The organism is Methylobacterium symbioticum, assembly GCF_902141845.1.
In the GTDB taxonomy this organism is placed as follows: Bacteria; Pseudomonadota; Alphaproteobacteria; order Rhizobiales; family Beijerinckiaceae; genus Methylobacterium; species Methylobacterium symbioticum.
Genome location: NZ_CABFPH010000115.1, coordinates 1 through 15,708, shown reverse-complemented (window position 1 = coordinate 15,708; position 15,708 = coordinate 1). Strand labels below are relative to the sequence as shown.

Annotated in this window: 12 protein-coding genes; 10 read left to right on the top strand and 2 right to left on the bottom strand. The window is 69.4% G+C overall.

Features of this window, described 5'->3' with window-relative positions:
* The first annotated feature begins 252 nt into the window (after nucleotides 1–252).
* Nucleotides 253–840 carry a histidine phosphatase family protein gene (locus MET9862_RS24700; RefSeq protein ID WP_244612887.1) on the top strand — a complete coding sequence of 196 codons (588 nt, stop codon included), beginning with the start codon at nucleotides 253–255 and terminating at the stop codon, nucleotides 838–840.
* Between the two features lie 210 nt (nucleotides 841–1,050).
* On the top strand, nucleotides 1,051–5,130 hold the full coding sequence (locus MET9862_RS24695) for a Pls/PosA family non-ribosomal peptide synthetase (RefSeq protein ID WP_142585624.1): 4,080 nt from the start codon (nucleotides 1,051–1,053) through the stop codon (nucleotides 5,128–5,130).
* Between the two features lie 111 nt (nucleotides 5,131–5,241).
* On the opposite strand, the gene MET9862_RS24690 is transcribed toward MET9862_RS24695, so the two are convergent.
* Complete coding sequence (locus MET9862_RS24690) at nucleotides 5,242–5,898, bottom strand: alpha/beta hydrolase (protein ID WP_142585623.1); 657 nt, start codon at nucleotides 5,896–5,898, stop codon at nucleotides 5,242–5,244.
* A gap of 311 nt (nucleotides 5,899–6,209) precedes the next feature.
* On the opposite strand from MET9862_RS24690, the gene MET9862_RS24685 reads away from it, so the two are divergent.
* The 8 genes from MET9862_RS24685 (at nucleotide 6,210) to MET9862_RS24650 (ending at nucleotide 14,139) form a co-directional block, all read left to right on the top strand.
* Nucleotides 6,210–7,424, top strand: coding sequence for a cysteine desulfurase family protein (locus tag MET9862_RS24685; RefSeq protein ID WP_142585622.1), 1,215 nt, complete (start codon nucleotides 6,210–6,212; stop codon nucleotides 7,422–7,424).
* A gap of 70 nt (nucleotides 7,425–7,494) precedes the next feature.
* The gene (gene sufB, locus MET9862_RS24680; protein WP_142585621.1) at nucleotides 7,495–8,964 is read left to right on the top strand and encodes a Fe-S cluster assembly protein SufB; all 1,470 of its coding nucleotides are present in this window, start codon (nucleotides 7,495–7,497) and stop codon (nucleotides 8,962–8,964) included.
* Nucleotides 8,965–9,186: 222 nt separating this feature from the next.
* Entirely contained in the window at nucleotides 9,187–9,939 is a 753-nt protein-coding gene (gene sufC, locus MET9862_RS24675; protein WP_142585620.1) for a Fe-S cluster assembly ATPase SufC, read from the top strand.
* Nucleotides 9,940–9,942: 3 nt separating this feature from the next.
* Complete coding sequence (locus tag MET9862_RS24670) at nucleotides 9,943–11,265, top strand: SufB/SufD family protein (RefSeq protein WP_142585619.1); 1,323 nt, start codon at nucleotides 9,943–9,945, stop codon at nucleotides 11,263–11,265.
* Nucleotides 11,266–11,278: 13 nt separating this feature from the next.
* A complete protein-coding gene (locus MET9862_RS24665) occupies nucleotides 11,279–11,965 on the top strand; it encodes a hypothetical protein (RefSeq protein ID WP_142585618.1) in 687 nt (228 codons plus the stop codon).
* A gap of 7 nt (nucleotides 11,966–11,972) precedes the next feature.
* Entirely contained in the window at nucleotides 11,973–13,211 is a 1,239-nt protein-coding gene (locus tag MET9862_RS24660; protein WP_142585617.1) for a cysteine desulfurase, read from the top strand.
* Nucleotides 13,212–13,261: 50 nt separating this feature from the next.
* Complete coding sequence (locus MET9862_RS24655; protein WP_142585616.1) at nucleotides 13,262–13,645, top strand: SUF system Fe-S cluster assembly protein; 384 nt, start codon at nucleotides 13,262–13,264, stop codon at nucleotides 13,643–13,645.
* A gap of 119 nt (nucleotides 13,646–13,764) precedes the next feature.
* Nucleotides 13,765–14,139, top strand: coding sequence for a HesB/IscA family protein (locus MET9862_RS24650; protein ID WP_142585615.1), 375 nt, complete (start codon nucleotides 13,765–13,767; stop codon nucleotides 14,137–14,139).
* 120 nt (nucleotides 14,140–14,259) lie between these two features.
* Here MET9862_RS24650 and MET9862_RS24645 read toward each other — a convergent pair whose 3' ends face one another.
* Nucleotides 14,260–15,324, bottom strand: a complete 1,065-nt coding sequence (locus MET9862_RS24645; protein WP_142585614.1) for a GGDEF domain-containing protein — start codon at nucleotides 15,322–15,324, stop codon at nucleotides 14,260–14,262.
* Nucleotides 15,325–15,708 lie beyond the last annotated feature (384 nt).

The window sequence follows — 15,708 nt, the reverse complement described above, 5'->3', positions numbered from 1 at the left end:
CCCAGAGGGCGGAGGAGGGCGGGCGCCCGGCGGCCAGGCCGTGGCGGGCCGCGGCGCCCGACGCCTCGGCCGCACCTGTCACCGCCTTGGCGCGGGCCGACTGGCCGCGATGCTGCTTCCCGTGCTTCTTCGGCATCGATGGTCCGTGATCCGCGGTCGGAGAGCGCCGACCGGCGGGATGAAGGGGAATGGCGTGAGCTTGGCAACGACCGGCACGATCCGTGGTTCCCGCGCCCAGGGACCGGCCTGACCGTGGCGGCGATCTACTTCGTCCGCCACGGGCAGACCACCTGGAACGCGGAAGGCCGGCTGCAGGGCCAGCGCGATGTCGATCTCAACGCGATCGGGCTCGAACAGGCAGCCGAGGTCGGCGACCGCCTGCGCGCCGTCGCGGGCGCGGGGCTGGCGGAGGCCGACTACGTGGCGAGCCCACTCACCCGGGCGCGGCGCACCATGGAGATCCTGCGCACGCGGATCGGCCTCGACCCGGAGGGCTACCGCACCGATCCGCGCCTGATGGAGATCCATTTCGGCGCCTGGGAGGGCTCGACCTGGGCCGAGATCCGCCGCCGCGATCCGGCCGGCGCCCATGCGCGCGACCGCGACCGCTGGGGCTACCGTCCGCCCGGGCTGAAGGCCGAGAGCTACGCGATGCTGACCGAGCGCGTGGCCGCCGTCCTCGACGGGCTCGACCGCGACGCCGTCATCGTGGCCCATGGCGGCGTCGCCCGTGCCATGCTCGTGGCCCTCGGCCTGCTCGACATCCACGCCGCCCCGCGGATCGGCGTCCGCCAGGGCGTCGTGCTGGTGGTCGAGCGCGACGGCTGGCGCTGGGCCTGAACGCCGCGGGCCACCGCCGTTCAAGCCGGATTCACCGGTCCTATGCGATCTTTGCCGGTGGCGCGGGCGGCCGAACCCGCCTATCTCCGAACGCCTTCCGGACCCGTGCCCTGATAACGGCGCGATCGGGGGCCAAGAGTCCGGACAGACAGGGGGAGGCCGGGCAAGCGGGGAGCGGCGCTCCCCGGCGGAGCGGCAGCGGAGTAGCGGATGAGCAGTCTCGCCGAGATGTCCCGGCCCGAGGCGGACCGGCACGGGGCGAGACCCCGGGCGGTCCTGCATGGCCCGGTCCGGCCCGACCTGATCCGCGACGAGGTGCTCGCCGAGATCTTTCGCGAGACGGCGCGCAGGCGGGCCGACCACCCCGCCCTGATCGACGGCGCGAGCGTGGCGGCCGGCGGCCTCCATCCGCATCTCAGCTACGCGCAGGTGCTCGCCCGGGCCGAGCGGATCGCGGCGGGCCTCGCTCATCGCGGGATCGGGCCGGGCGACGTGGTCGGCCTCTGGATGGCGCGCGGGATCGACCTCCTCATCGCGCAGATCGGCATCACCCTCTCGGGCGCCGCCTGGCTGCCCTTCGACGCCGAGGCGCCGGCGGACCGGGTCGGGATCTGCCTGGGCGACGCCGCGGCCAAGGCTCTCCTCGTCTCGCCCGCACTCGCCGCGCAGGCCCCGGACGCCGCCCCGGCCCTGACGCCGGAGGCGCTCGCCGCCGCGACGCCCGCGGGCGCGAAGGTACCGGACCCGCGCGCCGCCGGCCTCACCCCGGAGCACCCGGCCTACCTGATCTACACCTCGGGCTCGACCGGCGTGCCGAAGGGCATCGTCATCAGCCACGCCAATATCTGCCACTTCCTGCGCTCGGCGAACGCCCTCTACGGCATGCGCGCCGACGACGTGGTCTTCCAGGGCGCCTCCGTCGCCTTCGATCTCTCGATGGAGGAGATCTGGGTCCCCTATCTCGTCGGCGCGACCCTGTTCGTGGCCTCGCCGGCCATGATGGGCGATCTCGAATCGCTGCCCGGTATCCTGGAGGCCCAGCGCATCACGGTGCTCGACACCGTGCCGACCCTGCTCGCCATGATCTCGGGCGACCTGCCGCATCTGCGCCTGATCCTGCTCGGCGGCGAGGCGCTGCCCGAGCCCCTGGTCGCCCGCTGGGCCACGGGGCGGCGCCAGCTCTTCAACACCTACGGCCCGACCGAGGCCACGGTGGTGGCCACCGCCGCCGAGATGCGGCCGGGCGAGCCGGTCACCATCGGCGGTCCGATCGCCAACTACACGATCTACATCGCCGACGAGGCCCTGACCCTGCTGGGTCCGGGAGAGCAGGGCGAGTTGCTGATCGGCGGCCCGGGCGTCGCCACGGGCTACCTGCAACGCCCGGAGCTGACGGCGGAGAAATTCGTCGCCAATCCCTTCGCGGCGGGCGGCATCGACCCGGTGCTCTACCGCTCCGGCGACGCGGTCTCGCTGGACGCGGCCGGCAACATCCTGTTCCACGGCCGCATCGACGATCAGGTCAAGATCCGCGGCTTCCGCGTCGAGCTCGGCGAGATCGAGTCCCGCATCCGCGCGCAGGACGGCATCAACCAAGCCGCCGTGGTCCTGCGCGCCGAGGACGGCGTCGACCGGCTGGTGGCCTTCCTCGTGCCCGAGCGCGGCCACGCCATCGACCGGGCCGCCCTCCGGCGCAGCCTCTCCGAGCAGATGCCGCCCTACATGGTGCCGGGCCATTACGAGCTGGCCGAGACGCTGCCGCGGCTCACCTCCGGCAAGGTCGACCGCAAGGCGCTCAAGATCGCGCCGCTGACCATCGTCGCGGCCGACGGCGAGCAGGAGCCGCCCGCCAACGAGACCGAGGCCGCGCTGCTGGCCGCCGCCAAACAGGTCTTCGGCAACCAGCCGATCGACCTCGGCGGCGACTTCTTCGCCGATCTCGGCGGCCATTCGCTGCTGGCCGCCCGCTTCGTCTCGGCGGTGCGCGAGGCGCCGGCGCTCGCCGCCATTACCCTGCAGGACGTCTACGCGGAGCGCACCCTGCGGGCCATGTCGGACGCGCTGATCGCCCGCACCGGCGGCGTCGGCGCCGAGGCCGCGATCCGCGACCTCTCCTTCGCGCCGCCGCCGCTGCTGCGCCGGGCCCTCTGCGGCCTGGCCCAGGCCGTGGCACTGCCCGTCGTCATCGCGCTCGCTACCTCGCAATGGCTCGGCATCTTCGTCACCTACCTGCTGCTCACCGGCGGCGGGCTCGGCTTCTTCGGCGAGATGGCGGTGCTGCTCGCCGTCTATGTCGGCATCAACGCCACCACCGCCTGCATCGCGGTCGGGGCCAAGTGGCTGATCCTCGGCCGCACCAAGCCCGGCCGCTACCCGCTCTGGGGCGTCTACTACTACCGCTGGTGGCTGGCCCAGCGCCTCGCCCCCCTGGTCCACGTGAAATGGCTGCAGGGCTCGCCGGCCATCGCGATCTATCTGCGGCTGATGGGGGCGAAGGTCGGCCGCGACGCCCTGATCTCGGATATCGAGGTCGGCGCGCCCGACCTCCTCAGCATCGGCGAGGGCGCCTCCCTCGGCGGCCGGCTCGTGATCGCCAATGCGGAGATCGTCGGCAACGAGCTGGTGATCGGCGCCGTGCAGATCGGTGCGGACGCGGCCATCGGCACCTCCTGCGTGGTCAGCCACGATACGGTGATCGGAGACCACGCCGAGATCGCCGACCTGACGACGATCCCCGCCGGCACGCGGGTCGGCCCGTGCGAGCGCTGGGACGGCTCGCCCGGCCGCAAGGTCGGCACCGCCGATCCGGCCGCGCTGCCACCCCAGGCCGAAGCCACGGCGGGCCGCCGGGCCCTGTTCCTCGCCCTCTACGTCCTGCTCCTCGCCGCCATCCCCGCGGTCGGCCTGCTGCCGATCTTCCCGGCCTTCTTCATCTTCGATCAGATCTCGGATCAGCTCGGCTTCATCACCGACATCGACTACCACTGGTACCTGCCGCTGCTGACCTGGCCGACCGCCATGCTGATGACGGCGGGCACGGTGCTGCTCATCGCCGGCATCCGCTGGCTCGTCCTGCCGCGCACCCGCTCGGGGGCCTACCCGGTCCATTCCTGGTTCTACCTGCGCAAGTGGTCGCTGGCGCTCGCCGTCGAGGTCACGCTGGAGACGCTCTCCTCGCTCTTCGCCACCGTCTACATGCGCGCCTGGTACCGCCTGATGGGCACGCGGATGGGGCAGGGGGCCGAGATCTCCACCAACCTCGCCGGCCGCTACGACCTCGCCGAGATCGGGGCGAAGAACTTCATCGCCGACGAGGTGGTCTACGGCGAGGAGGAGATCCGGCGCGGCACCATGCACCTGGCCGAGGCGCGCACCGGGGCGCGGGTCTTCGTCGGCAACGACGCGGTGGTCCCGCCGGGCGCCGTGATCCCGGACGACGTGCTGATCGGCATCAAGTCGAAGCCGCCCGCCAACGCGCAGATGGCCCCGGGCGAGACCTGGTTCGGCTCGCCGCCGATCCGGCTCCCCGTGCGCCAGAAGGTCGATCTCGGCTCGACGGCGCAGACCTACGAGCCCGGCCTGTGGCCGAAGCTGCGGCGCGGCATCTTCGAGGCCTTCGCGACCTCGTTCTCGCCGATGCTCTACATCACCCTCGCGATCACGGCGATCGACTGGTACTTCTATCCGGCGATCCTGGAGCGCGACTGGTGGGGCCTGGCCGCCACCTTCGTCGCCGCGAGCGTCGTCATCGCGCTGATCCAGTCCTCGGCGGTCATCGCCATGAAGTGGCTGCTGATGGGCGTCTACCGGCCCGGCATGCGGCCGATGTGGTCGTGGTGGGCGATGCGCACCGAGGCGATCGCGGTGGCCTATTGGGGGCTCGCCGGCAAGGTGCTGCTGGAGCACCTGCAGGGCACGCCCTTCCTGCCCTGGGTGCTGCGCCTGTTCGGCGTGAAGGTGGGGCAGGGCGTCTGCATGCTGACCACCGACATCACCGAGTTCGACTGCGTCGAGATCGGCGATTTCTCGGTGATCAACCGGACCTCGGCCCTGCAGACCCACCTCTACGAGGACCGCATCATGAAGATCGGCCGGGTGAAGCTCGGCCGCGGCGTCTCGGTCGGCGCCTTCGCCACCGTCCTCTACGACACCAAGGTCGGCGATTACGCGCGGCTGCGCCCCCTCACCATCGTGATGAAGGGCGAGTCGATCCCCGCGAACTCGGAATGGGAGGGCGCGCCGGCCGTGCCGGTGGTGCATGCGCCGGAGGCGGCGAAGGCCGCGGCATAATCTCCCGCCGCCCGCGGACCTGGGCACGCCCGAGATCCGGTTCATGCGGCCCAAGTTGCCGTGGCCCAAGTCGGAGGGGCCCGATTTGGGATGGAGGGAGAGAGGAACGGGCTACGCCACCTCGTCCCGCGCACCCAGGCGCTTGTCGAGATAGGTGTCGACGGTCTGGGTCAGCTCGTCGACCTTGCCGTCGAAGAAGTGGTTGGCGCCCTCGACCATCTGGTGCTCGATGATGACGCCCTTCTGCGTCTTCACCTTCTCGATCACCGGCATGACCTCGCGCGCCGGGGCGACGCGGTCCTCAGAGCCGTGCACGAACAGGCCGGAGGAGGGACAGGGGGCCAGGAAGGTGAAGTCGTAGCGGTTGGCCATCGCGGCGATCGAGATGAAGCCCTCGATCTCGGGGCGGCGCATCAGGAGCTGCATCCCGATCCACGAGCCGAACGACACGCCCGCGATCCAGCAGGACTTCGCTTCCGGATTGACCGACTGCACCCAGTCGAGGGCGGCCGCCGCGTCCGAGAGCTCGCCCGAGCCGTGGTCGAACGCGCCCTGGCTGCGCCCGACCCCGCGGAAATTGAAGCGCAGGGCCGCGAATCCGCGATTGGCGAAGGTGTAAAAAAGGTTGTACACAATTTGATTGTTCATCGTGCCCCCGAACTGGGGGTGCGGGTGCAGCACGATCGCGATCGGGGCGCCGCGCTTCTTCGGCGCCTGGTAGCGGCCTTCCAGCCGGCCGGCGGGACCGTTGAAGATGACCTCGGGCATGGTGTGTCTTGACTCCTGTGGCCGGCCCGGACGCGGCCTCGCCGCACGGACCGACCGCCTTGACTCGGCTCGCGCGCGATCTACAAGCGCTCTTAGAATAGTTCTAGGTGATTAGAACTATTCTAGACTGTGACTGCGACGGCCGATCTTCAAGTGGTGGCCGTCTCAGGATCACGCGCCCGCCGTCGATCGCGCGGACCGGGATCCGCGGGTTTCCGCGGGGCCTTAGCACGATCGCCGGGTGCGAAAGCAAGGAAATGTCGACGCCACCGACGACGGACCCCGCAACGGAGCGCACAAAGATCGACGGCATGAGCCAGGACGTCAGGCAGGATACCAGGCAAGATCTCAAGGATCGCGGCGCGCCGCGCGCCTATCTCGACCACAATGCCACCTCGCCGGTCCGGCCGGAGGTTGCGACGGCGGTCGCGGGCGCGCTCGCCCTGCCGGGCAATCCCTCCTCGGTCCATGCCGAGGGGCGGGCAGCCCGGGCGGCGCTCGATCAGGCACGGGCGCAGCTCGCCCGTCTCGTCGGCGCGGCCCCGGCCCAGGTGGTGTTCACGAGCGGCGGCACCGAGGCGGCCAACGCCGTCCTGTCCGGGGCGCTGCGCCGCAGCGGCCTGCCGGCGCCGACGCGCCTCCTCATCGGCGCCACCGAGCACCCCTGCGTCTCGGCCGGCCACCGGTTTCCGGACGGCGCGGTCACGGTCCTGCCGGTGACGGAGGCCGGTCTCATCGACCTCGGCGCGCTCGCGAACCATCTCGCGGCGCTCTCCGACGAGACGGTGCTGATCTCCGTCCACGCCGCCAACAACGAGACCGGCATCGTCCAGCCGCTCGCCGAGATCGTGGCGCTCGCCCGCGCCCACGGCCGCGCCCTGGTGCACAGCGACGCCGTGCAGGCCGTGGCCAAGATTCCCTTGGATTTCGCCGCGCTCGGCCTCGACGCGCTGACGCTCTCCGGACACAAGTTCGCCGCGCCGAAAGGCGTCGGCGCGCTGGTTCTCGCCGAAGGCGTGACCCTGGAAGCCGCCTTTCTGCGCGGCGGCGGCCAGGAATCGCGCCTGCGCTGCGGCACCGAGGCGCTGCCCGCCCTCGTCGGCATGGGCGCGGCGGCGGAGATCGCCGCCCGCGTCCTGCCGGAGGAGTCGGCCCGGCTCGCAGCCCTGCGGGACGCGCTGGAGGCGGGCGTGCTGGCCATCGCGCCGGAGGCGGTGGTGTTCGGCGCGGGCGTGGCCCGGCTGCCCAATACGCTGAGCTTCGCGGTGCCGGGGCTCGACGCGCCGACCGCGCTGATCCGCCTCGATCTCGCGGGCGTCGCGGTGTCGTCCGGCTCGGCCTGCGCCTCGGGCAAGGTGGCGCGCTCGCCCGTGCTCGCGGCGATGGGCGTGAGCCCTGCGCTGGCCGCAGGGGCGCTGCGCGTGAGTCTCGGTTGGAATACGCGCGCGGAGGACCTGCCCCGCTTCCTCCGCGCCTTCGAACGGGTGATCCACACCCTATATAGACGGCAAGGGGAGGCGGCCTGAGCCGCGATCATCCCAAGCCATCCGTGAGACAGCCCCGGCCCTTGACGCCGGAGATGCTTAGGAGACGCTGATGCCTGCTGTGCAGGAAACCATCGACCGGGTCCGATCGATCGACCTGGATCAGTACAAGTACGGGTTCGAGACCACGATCGAGATGGAGAAGTCCGAGAAGGGCATCTCCGAGGACGTGGTCCGCTTCATCTCGGCCAAGAAGAACGAGCCCGACTGGCTGCTGCAGTGGCGCCTCGACGCCTACAAGCGCTGGCTCACCATGAAGGAGCCGGAATGGGCGCGCGTCTCCTACGACAAGGTCGATTACAACGACATCTACTACTACGCTGCGCCGAAGCGTAAGGGGCCGGAGTCGCTCGACGAGATCGACCCCGAGATCCTGAAGACCTACGAGAAGCTCGGCATCCCGCTGCGCGAGGTCGAGGTGCTGGAAGGCATCGCGCCGGAGCGCCGCGTCGCGGTCGACGCCGTGTTCGACTCGGTCTCGGTGGCGACCACCTTCAAGAAGGAGCTCGAGAAGGCCGGCGTGATCTTCATGCCGATCTCGGAAGCCGTGCGCGAGCATCCCGAGCTGGTGCAGAAGTACCTCGGCTCGGTCGTGCCGGTGACCGACAACTTCTTCGCGACGCTGAACTCGGCCGTGTTCTCGGACGGCTCGTTCGTCTACATCCCGCCGGGCGTGCGCTGCCCGATGGAGCTGTCGACGTACTTTCGCATCAACGAGCGCGATACCGGCCAGTTCGAGCGCACCCTGATCATCGCCGACAAGGGCTCCTACGTCTCGTATCTCGAGGGCTGCACCGCCCCGAAGCGCGACGACAACCAGCTCCACGCCGCGGTGGTCGAGCTCGTCGCCCTGGACGATGCCGAGATCAAGTACTCGACCGTCCAGAACTGGTACCCGGGCGACAACGACGGCAAGGGCGGGATCTACAACTTCGTGACCAAGCGCGGCGATTGCCGTGGCGCCCGCTCGAAGATCTCCTGGACGCAGGTCGAGACCGGCTCGGCCATCACCTGGAAGTACCCGTCCTGCATCCTGCGCGGCGACGATTCCCGGGGCGAGTTCTACTCGATCGCGGTGTCGAACGGCATGCAGCAGGTCGATTCCGGCACCAAGATGATCCATCTCGGCAAGAACACCACCAGCCGGATCATCTCGAAGGGCATCTCGGCCGGCCGCTCGCAGAACACCTATCGCGGTCTCGTCTCGGCCCACAAGAAGGCCAAGGGCGCCCGCAACTTCACCAACTGCGACAGCCTGCTGATCGGCGACCAGTGCGGCGCGCATACCGTACCCTACATCGAGTCGAAGAACGCCTCCGCCGTGTTCGAGCACGAGGCGACGACCTCGAAGATCTCCGAGGAGCAGAAGTTCTACTGCCAGCAGCGCGGCCTTTCCGAGGAGGAGGCGACCGCCCTCATCGTCAACGGCTTCGTCCGCGACGTGCTGCAGCAGCTGCCCATGGAGTTCGCCGTCGAGGCTCAGAAGCTGATCTCGATCAGCCTGGAAGGCTCGGTGGGCTGACGGCACTCGAAAGCGCGCCGCCTTCTCCCTCCCCCCTCTGCGGGGGAGGGTGCCGAGCGAATGCGAGGCGGGAGAGGGGCAGCGCGACGGTGCCGGATGCGGCACCGGTCGCGACCTTTCCGGACACGGCGCTCCCCTCTCCCGACCCCTGCCGACGCAGGGGCCACCCTCCCCCGCACAGGGGGGAGGGTCACCAGAGAATCCGAACAGGACTATCGAACGATGCTTGAGATCAAGAACCTCGTCGTGCAGATCGAGGACAACCGCATCCTCAACGGCCTCAACCTCACCGTCAACGATGGCGAGGTCGCCGCGATCATGGGCCCGAACGGCTCGGGCAAGTCGACCCTCTCCTACGTCATCGCCGGCAAGGAGGATTACGAGGTCCTCGACGGCGAGATCCTGCTCGACGGGCAGAACCTCCTCGAGATGGCGCCCGACGAGCGCGCCGCGGCCGGCGTGTTCCTCGCCTTCCAGTACCCGCTGGAGATCCCGGGCGTCGGCACCATGACCTTCCTGAAGGCCTGCCTGAACGCCCAGCGCAAGGCGCGTGGCGAGGGCGAGCTGTCGACCCCCGACTTCATCCGCGCCGTGAACGCGGCCGCCGACAAACTCGAGATCAACAAGGAGATGCTCAAGCGCGCCCTCAATGTCGGCTTCTCCGGCGGCGAGAAGAAGCGCATGGAGATCCTCCAGATGGCGCTGCTGCAGCCGAAATTCTGCGTGCTCGACGAGACCGATTCCGGCCTCGACATCGACGCGCTGCGCATCGTCTCCGAGGGCGTGAACGCCCTGCGCGCCCAGGGCCGGTCCTTCCTCGTCATCACCCACTACCAGCGGCTCCTGAACCACATCGTGCCCGACACCGTGCACGTCATGTCGAAGGGCCAGATCGTGAAGAGCGGCGGCAAGGAGCTGGCGCTGGAGCTCGAGGCCTCCGGCTACGCCGAGTACCGCGCGAGCGAGGCGGCTTAAGCCATGGCCGACATCACCAATCTCCGCTCCCCCGCCGAGGCCGGCCTCTCGAAGCTGTTCGAGGCGGCCCGCCAGGGCTTCGCCAGCGAGGCGGCGATCGCCCGCGAGGAGGCCTTCCGCTTCTTCGAGGCGACCGGCCTGCCGAGCCGCCGGGTCGAGGCCTTCAAGTACACGGACCTGCGCGCCGCCATCACCGAGGCGGCCCCGCCCGCCGAGGCGCCGACGGAGGCGGCGGCCCGGGCCGCTGCCGCCGCGGCCAAGGGCTTCTCCGAGATCGAGGCCGTCCGCCTCACCTTCGTGAACGGCCACCTCGTCGCGGCCCTGTCGGATCTCGACCGGGTGCCGGACGGCGTCACCGTCACGCCGCTCAACGCCGCGCTGGCGCAGGGCGACGCCCGCCTGACGCTGCTCGCCCCCGTCGAGCAGGTGCGCGAGAACCCGATCTACCAGCTCAACACCGCCTTCCTGGCGGACGGCGCGCTGATCTCGGTGGCCGCGGGCGCCAAGCCGGAGCAGTCCCTGCACCTGCGCTTCATCGGCACGGGCGGAACCGCCTTCTCGACGGCGACCCGCGTGCTGGTCGATCTCGGCGCCGGCTCGGAGCTGTCCGTGCTGGAGAGCCATGAGGGGCCGGCCGGGCTGACCTACCAGCCCAACGACGCGCTCGACGTGCGCATCGGGGCGGAGGCGGCCTTCCGTCATGCCCGGCTCAACCGGGAAGGGGATGCGGCCATCGCCCTCTCGACGCTGTCCGTGCGGCTCGACGCGCGGGCGCAGCTCGAGACCGTCAACCTCGTCACCGGGGCGAAGCTCTCGCGCCACCAGATCTACCTGCATGTCGCGGGTGAGGATGCCAACGCCGTGGTCAACGGCGCGGCGCTGCTGGGCCGCGGTCAGCTCGCGGATTCGACCCTGCTCGCCGACCATGCGGCGACGGGCGGCGTCGGCCGCGAGATGTTCAAGACGGTGATCGACGGCGATTCCACCGGCGTGTTCCAGGGCAAGATCATCGTCCGGCAGGTCGCGCAGCAGACCGACGGCAAGATGAAGTCCGACTGCCTGCTCCTGACCGACGACGGTCAGATGATGAACAAGCCGGAATTGGAGATCTTCGCCGACGACGTCGCCTGCGGCCACGGCGCCACCTGCGGCGCGCCGGACGAGGATCTGCTCTTCTACCTGATGGCCCGCGGCCTTCCCCGCGCCACCGCCGAGAGCCTGCTCGTCCAGGCCTTCGTCGGCGAGGCGGTGGAGACGGTCTCGCACGAGGGCGCCCGTGCGGCGCTGATCGGCGAGATCGAGGCCTGGCTGGCGGCACGGGGATGAGCGACGGCTCGCCATGAGCAAGGGTGCTTCCACGCGTAACGGCTACACGCTCGCGCTGGCCGGCCGCCACCTGCTCACGGGCCCCGTGAGGCCTCGCGCAACCATGCGCGAGGCCCTGACTGTCGGCCTCGGCGAGGGCAGTCGGATCGCGCTGTTCGCGGCCGTGCTCGGATTATACGCTCTGCTGAACCCGCAGGTGCGTTCGGGCGTCGGCTCCTACCTCGCCACGATCCGGCAATCTCCCGAGCCATCCGATTGGGCGCTGAGCGGCGTCCTATCGGTGATGCTGCTCGGCCTGCTCGTCATCGTGCTCTATCTGAGCCAGAGCGCCATCCTTCACGCGGCGATCTGGATCGTCACCCGGGCCAAGCCGACTTTCGCGCGGACACGCTCCGTGGTCGCGATAGCCAACTGGATCCCGGTCGTGCCCGCCTGCCTCCTGTACCTCGCGATGCGCGGGCTGTTCCAGGAAACGTCCGCTGGATCGGTCTCCCTCATGGCCGGCGCCATGCTCGCGATCGTCGTCCCCTATGCGACGCTCGGCATCGCGGAGGCCACCGGTTCGTCACTCCGAAGATCCGCAATCATCCTGCTGCTCGCCCTCCTCGGAGAAGCTGCAGCCTCGTTCGGTATCGACGCGGGACTCGAAGATCTGAACGCGACCCTGTCCAACTTCATCCTTGAAAACGACCCAGCCTGAGGTCTCGATGCTAACGACAGGTTCTTCCTACGACGTCGAGACGATCCGTAAGGACTTCCCGATCCTCTCGGAGACGGTCTACGGCAAGCCGCTCGTCTATCTCGACAACGCCGCCTCGGCGCAGAAGCCGAAACAGGTGATCGACGCGATGGTCTCCTGCATGGAGACCGGCTACGCCAACGTCCATCGCGGCCTGCACTACATGGCCAATGCCGCGACCGAGGGTTTCGAGGGTGCGCGCGAGACGACGCGACAGTTCCTCAACGCCGCCTCGACGGACGAGATCATCTTCACCCGCAACGCCACCGAGGCCTACAACCTCGTGGCCTCGTCGATGGGCTGGGCCGGTCTGATCGGGGAGGGGGACGAGATCATCCTCTCGATCATGGAGCATCATTCCAACATCGTGCCCTGGCACTTCCTGCGCGAGCGGCGCGGCGCGGTGATCAAATGGGCGCCGGTGGACGACCAGGGCAATTTCCTCGTCGAGGAATACGAGAAGCTGTTCTCGCCACGCACCAAGATGGTGGCGATCACCCACATGTCGAACGTGCTCGGCACGGTGACGCCGGCCGAGGAGATCGTGCGCATCGCCCATGCCCACGGCGTGCCGGTGCTCCTCGACGGGGCCCAGAGCGCCGTGCACCGGCCGGTGGACGTGCGGGCCCTCGACTGCGACTTCTTCGTCTTCACCGGCCACAAGGTCTACGGACCGACCGGGATCGGCGTCCTCTACGGCAAGAAGGAATGGCTCGACCGGCTGCCCCCCTATCAGGGCGGCGGCGAGATGATCCGCACGGTGACCGAGGACGCGATCACCTACAACGACCCGCCGCACCGCTTCGAGGCGGGCACGCCGGCGATCATCGAGGCGGTCGGCCTCGGCGCGGCGCTGGAATACATGATGACCCTCGGGCGCGAGGCCATCGCCGCGCACGAGGCGGCGCTCACGGCCTACGCGCAGGAGCGCCTCGGCGCGATGAATTCGGTCCGGCTCATCGGCACCGCCGCGGGCAAGGGCGGCGTCATCGCCTTCGCCGTGAAGGGTGCCCATGCCCACGACATCGCCACGGTGATCGATCGCCAGGGCGTGGCGGTGCGGGCCGGCACCCACTGCGCCATGCCGCTCCTCAACCGCTTCGGCGTGACCTCCACCTGTCGCGCCTCGTTCGGCCTGTATAATACGACCGCCGAGATCGACGCGCTGGCCGAGGCGCTGACCAAGGCCGAGATGCTGTTCGCCTGACGTTTCGTTTCGGCCCGGTCGCGCGACGCGAGGGGCCGGAGGAGGTTTCGATGAGTACCGACGCGACCATCACCGGCGGCACCAACGCCCCCACCCTGGCGGGCGCCTCGGCGATCCCGCCGGCCGAGCTCGACCGGCTCACCGACGAGATCGTGGCGGCCCTGAAGACCGTCTACGATCCGGAGATCCCGGCCGACATCTACGAGCTCGGCCTGATCTACAAGGTCGACATCGCCGACGACCGCTCGGTGGCGATCGACATGACGCTGACCGCGCCGGGCTGCCCCGTCGCCGGCGAGATGCCGGGCTGGGTCGAGAACGCCGTCACCGCCGTGCCGGGCGTCCAATCCTGCACGGTCACCATGGTGTTCGACCCGCCGTGGGACCAGAGCCGGATGTCGGACGAGGCCCGGGTCGCGCTGGACATGTGGTAGCGCCCGGCACGTCACCGGACCGGCCGCGCGGTGGATTCCGCCGCGCGCGATGCTTATCTTGTCATGGGCTGAACACTCACCGGCCCGGGCCTTGAACCCGGCGGCAGGAGAGGGAAACAATGTCTGGTTTCAAGGTGATGTCGCTGACGGACGCGGCAGCGACGCGGATCAAGGCGATCATCGCCGACGCCGACAGGCCGATCGCGGGACTCCGCGTCGGCGTGAAGAACGGCGGCTGCGCCGGCATGTCCTACACGATGGAATATGCCGAGGCGCGCAATCCCGGCGAGGACGCGATCGAGGACAAGGGCGTGACCGTCTTCATCGACCCGAAGGCGGTCCTGTTCCTGCTCGGCACGGAGATGGATTTCCAGACGACCAAGCTGGCGTCGCAGTTCGTGTTCAACAACCCGAACCAGACCTCGGCCTGCGGCTGCGGCGAATCCGTCGCGATCACCCCGGCAAGCCCGGAGCGCCTGCACGCCCCGGCCTGAGGCCGCGGCGCTCGCTCGAGCACGATGCGGAGAAGTGGATTCCGGTTTTCCGGAATCATCGTGCGATCACAACATGATCAAGCATGCTGCTGTTTCTGTGAAAACGCAGCATGCTTGAGGTCAGGCGACGTCCTGCAGGGTCTCGGGCGCGGCGGAATCGTCGATGGTGCGGTTGCGGCCGGCGCGCTTGGCGGCGAACATGCACTGATCCGCCCGCTCCAGCATCGAGACGGACGTGTCCTCCGGCCGGAAGGCGGCCACGCCGACCGAGATGGTGACCTTGCCGAGGGACTCACCGGTCGAGCGCTTGATCAGCTCGCGGCCCATCACGCTGACGCGCACGCGCTCGGCGATCTCCCGGGCCGCGGCCCGGTCGACCCCCGGCAGCACGATGCTGAACTCCTCGCCGCCGAACCGCGCCAACGTCGCGTCCTTGGAGACGTGCTCGCGCATCACGATCGCCACGAGGCGCAGGACCTGGTCGCCCGTCAGGTGGCCGTAGAGGTCGTTGAAGCGCTTGAAGAAGTCGATGTCGAGGACGACCAAGCTGGAGGGCTGCGCGCGCTGGTTGGAGGCCTCAATCGCCTTGGCCAGCATCTCCTCGAAATGCTTGCGGTTCGACAGCCCGGTCAGCGTGTCGGTCAGGCTCTCCAGCCGGGTCTCCTCCAGCTTCTCGCGCAGGGTCTCGATCTCGGCGCGGCTCTCGCGCATGCGCGCTTCGAGCACCTGATTGCTCGCGGCGACCTCGCGCGTCGTGGCGACGAGGCTGCCGACGATCTCGCGCAGGCGCGCCCGGTTGAGGGTCGAGAGCGAGAGATCCTGGCTCAGCACCCGCAGGGACTCGCTGTACTGGGCCGCAGACCCCACCGAGAGGTCGAGCATCTCCATCACGGTCTCGATCTCGGCGAGCATCGTGGCGCTGGTCTCGCCCGCCACGGAAGTGAGGCGCCGGCCGCCGAGATACTGGTCGTGCAATTCGTCCGTGTCGTGCTCGGTCAGGCCGCGGTTCTGCGTGATGATCCGCTTGATCGCATCGTTGAGCAGGGGCTGCTCGCCCGCGACATAGGTGTACCAGACGGCATAGGCCCGCGGCGTGGCCGAGGGCCCATAATCGCGCATCAGCTCCTGGGCCCGCTGGGCCAGGGCGAAACTGCGATCACGATCCGCGTGGTGCCCGTGGCTCATCCTAGTCCCGTCGCCCGCTCCTGCCGGCCCCGTCTGCGCGGGTCCGGCATCGGAACATTTAGGACGCGAGACATGGATGGAGGGTTAAGGCCCTGAACAATTGATCCCGGGACGCGGAACCGCACGGCGACTGTAACGGTCGGTCGAACCGCACGTGAAATGGGTGCCTGACAGCGTCATGCCAAGCCGGACGACCCGACTATGCTATCGTAGCGGAGTTTTCAGAGCGATTCCGTCTCGGACAAGTTGCAGAGGGCGGGCTCAGCACACCCTCCAGGCGCAGCCCCGCGCGGAGACGACGGCGTCGCCTTCCACGAAGCCGAACCGAAGCACCACGTCGCCGGACACGGTCAGGACAGGTTGCGCAGCGGGTACGGCCGGTTC

What these genes read in the sequence shown, in the direction of transcription:
- MET9862_RS24695 (WP_142585624.1), top strand. Translation starts at nt 1,051, where the DNA reads ATGAGCAGTCTCGCCGAGATGTCCCGGCCCGAGGCGGACCGGCACGGG.
- MET9862_RS24690 (WP_142585623.1), bottom strand. Translation starts at nt 5,898, where the DNA reads ATGCCCGAGGTCATCTTCAACGGTCCCGCCGGCCGGCTGGAAGGCCGC.
- MET9862_RS24685 (WP_142585622.1), top strand. Translation starts at nt 6,210, where the DNA reads ATGAGCCAGGACGTCAGGCAGGATACCAGGCAAGATCTCAAGGATCGC.
- sufB (WP_142585621.1), top strand. Translation starts at nt 7,495, where the DNA reads ATGCCTGCTGTGCAGGAAACCATCGACCGGGTCCGATCGATCGACCTG.
- sufC (WP_142585620.1), top strand. Translation starts at nt 9,187, where the DNA reads ATGCTTGAGATCAAGAACCTCGTCGTGCAGATCGAGGACAACCGCATC.
- MET9862_RS24670 (WP_142585619.1), top strand. Translation starts at nt 9,943, where the DNA reads ATGGCCGACATCACCAATCTCCGCTCCCCCGCCGAGGCCGGCCTCTCG.
- MET9862_RS24665 (WP_142585618.1), top strand. Translation starts at nt 11,279, where the DNA reads ATGAGCAAGGGTGCTTCCACGCGTAACGGCTACACGCTCGCGCTGGCC.
- MET9862_RS24660 (WP_142585617.1), top strand. Translation starts at nt 11,973, where the DNA reads ATGCTAACGACAGGTTCTTCCTACGACGTCGAGACGATCCGTAAGGAC.
- MET9862_RS24655 (WP_142585616.1), top strand. Translation starts at nt 13,262, where the DNA reads ATGAGTACCGACGCGACCATCACCGGCGGCACCAACGCCCCCACCCTG.
- MET9862_RS24650 (WP_142585615.1), top strand. Translation starts at nt 13,765, where the DNA reads ATGTCTGGTTTCAAGGTGATGTCGCTGACGGACGCGGCAGCGACGCGG.
- MET9862_RS24645 (WP_142585614.1), bottom strand. Translation starts at nt 15,324, where the DNA reads ATGAGCCACGGGCACCACGCGGATCGTGATCGCAGTTTCGCCCTGGCC.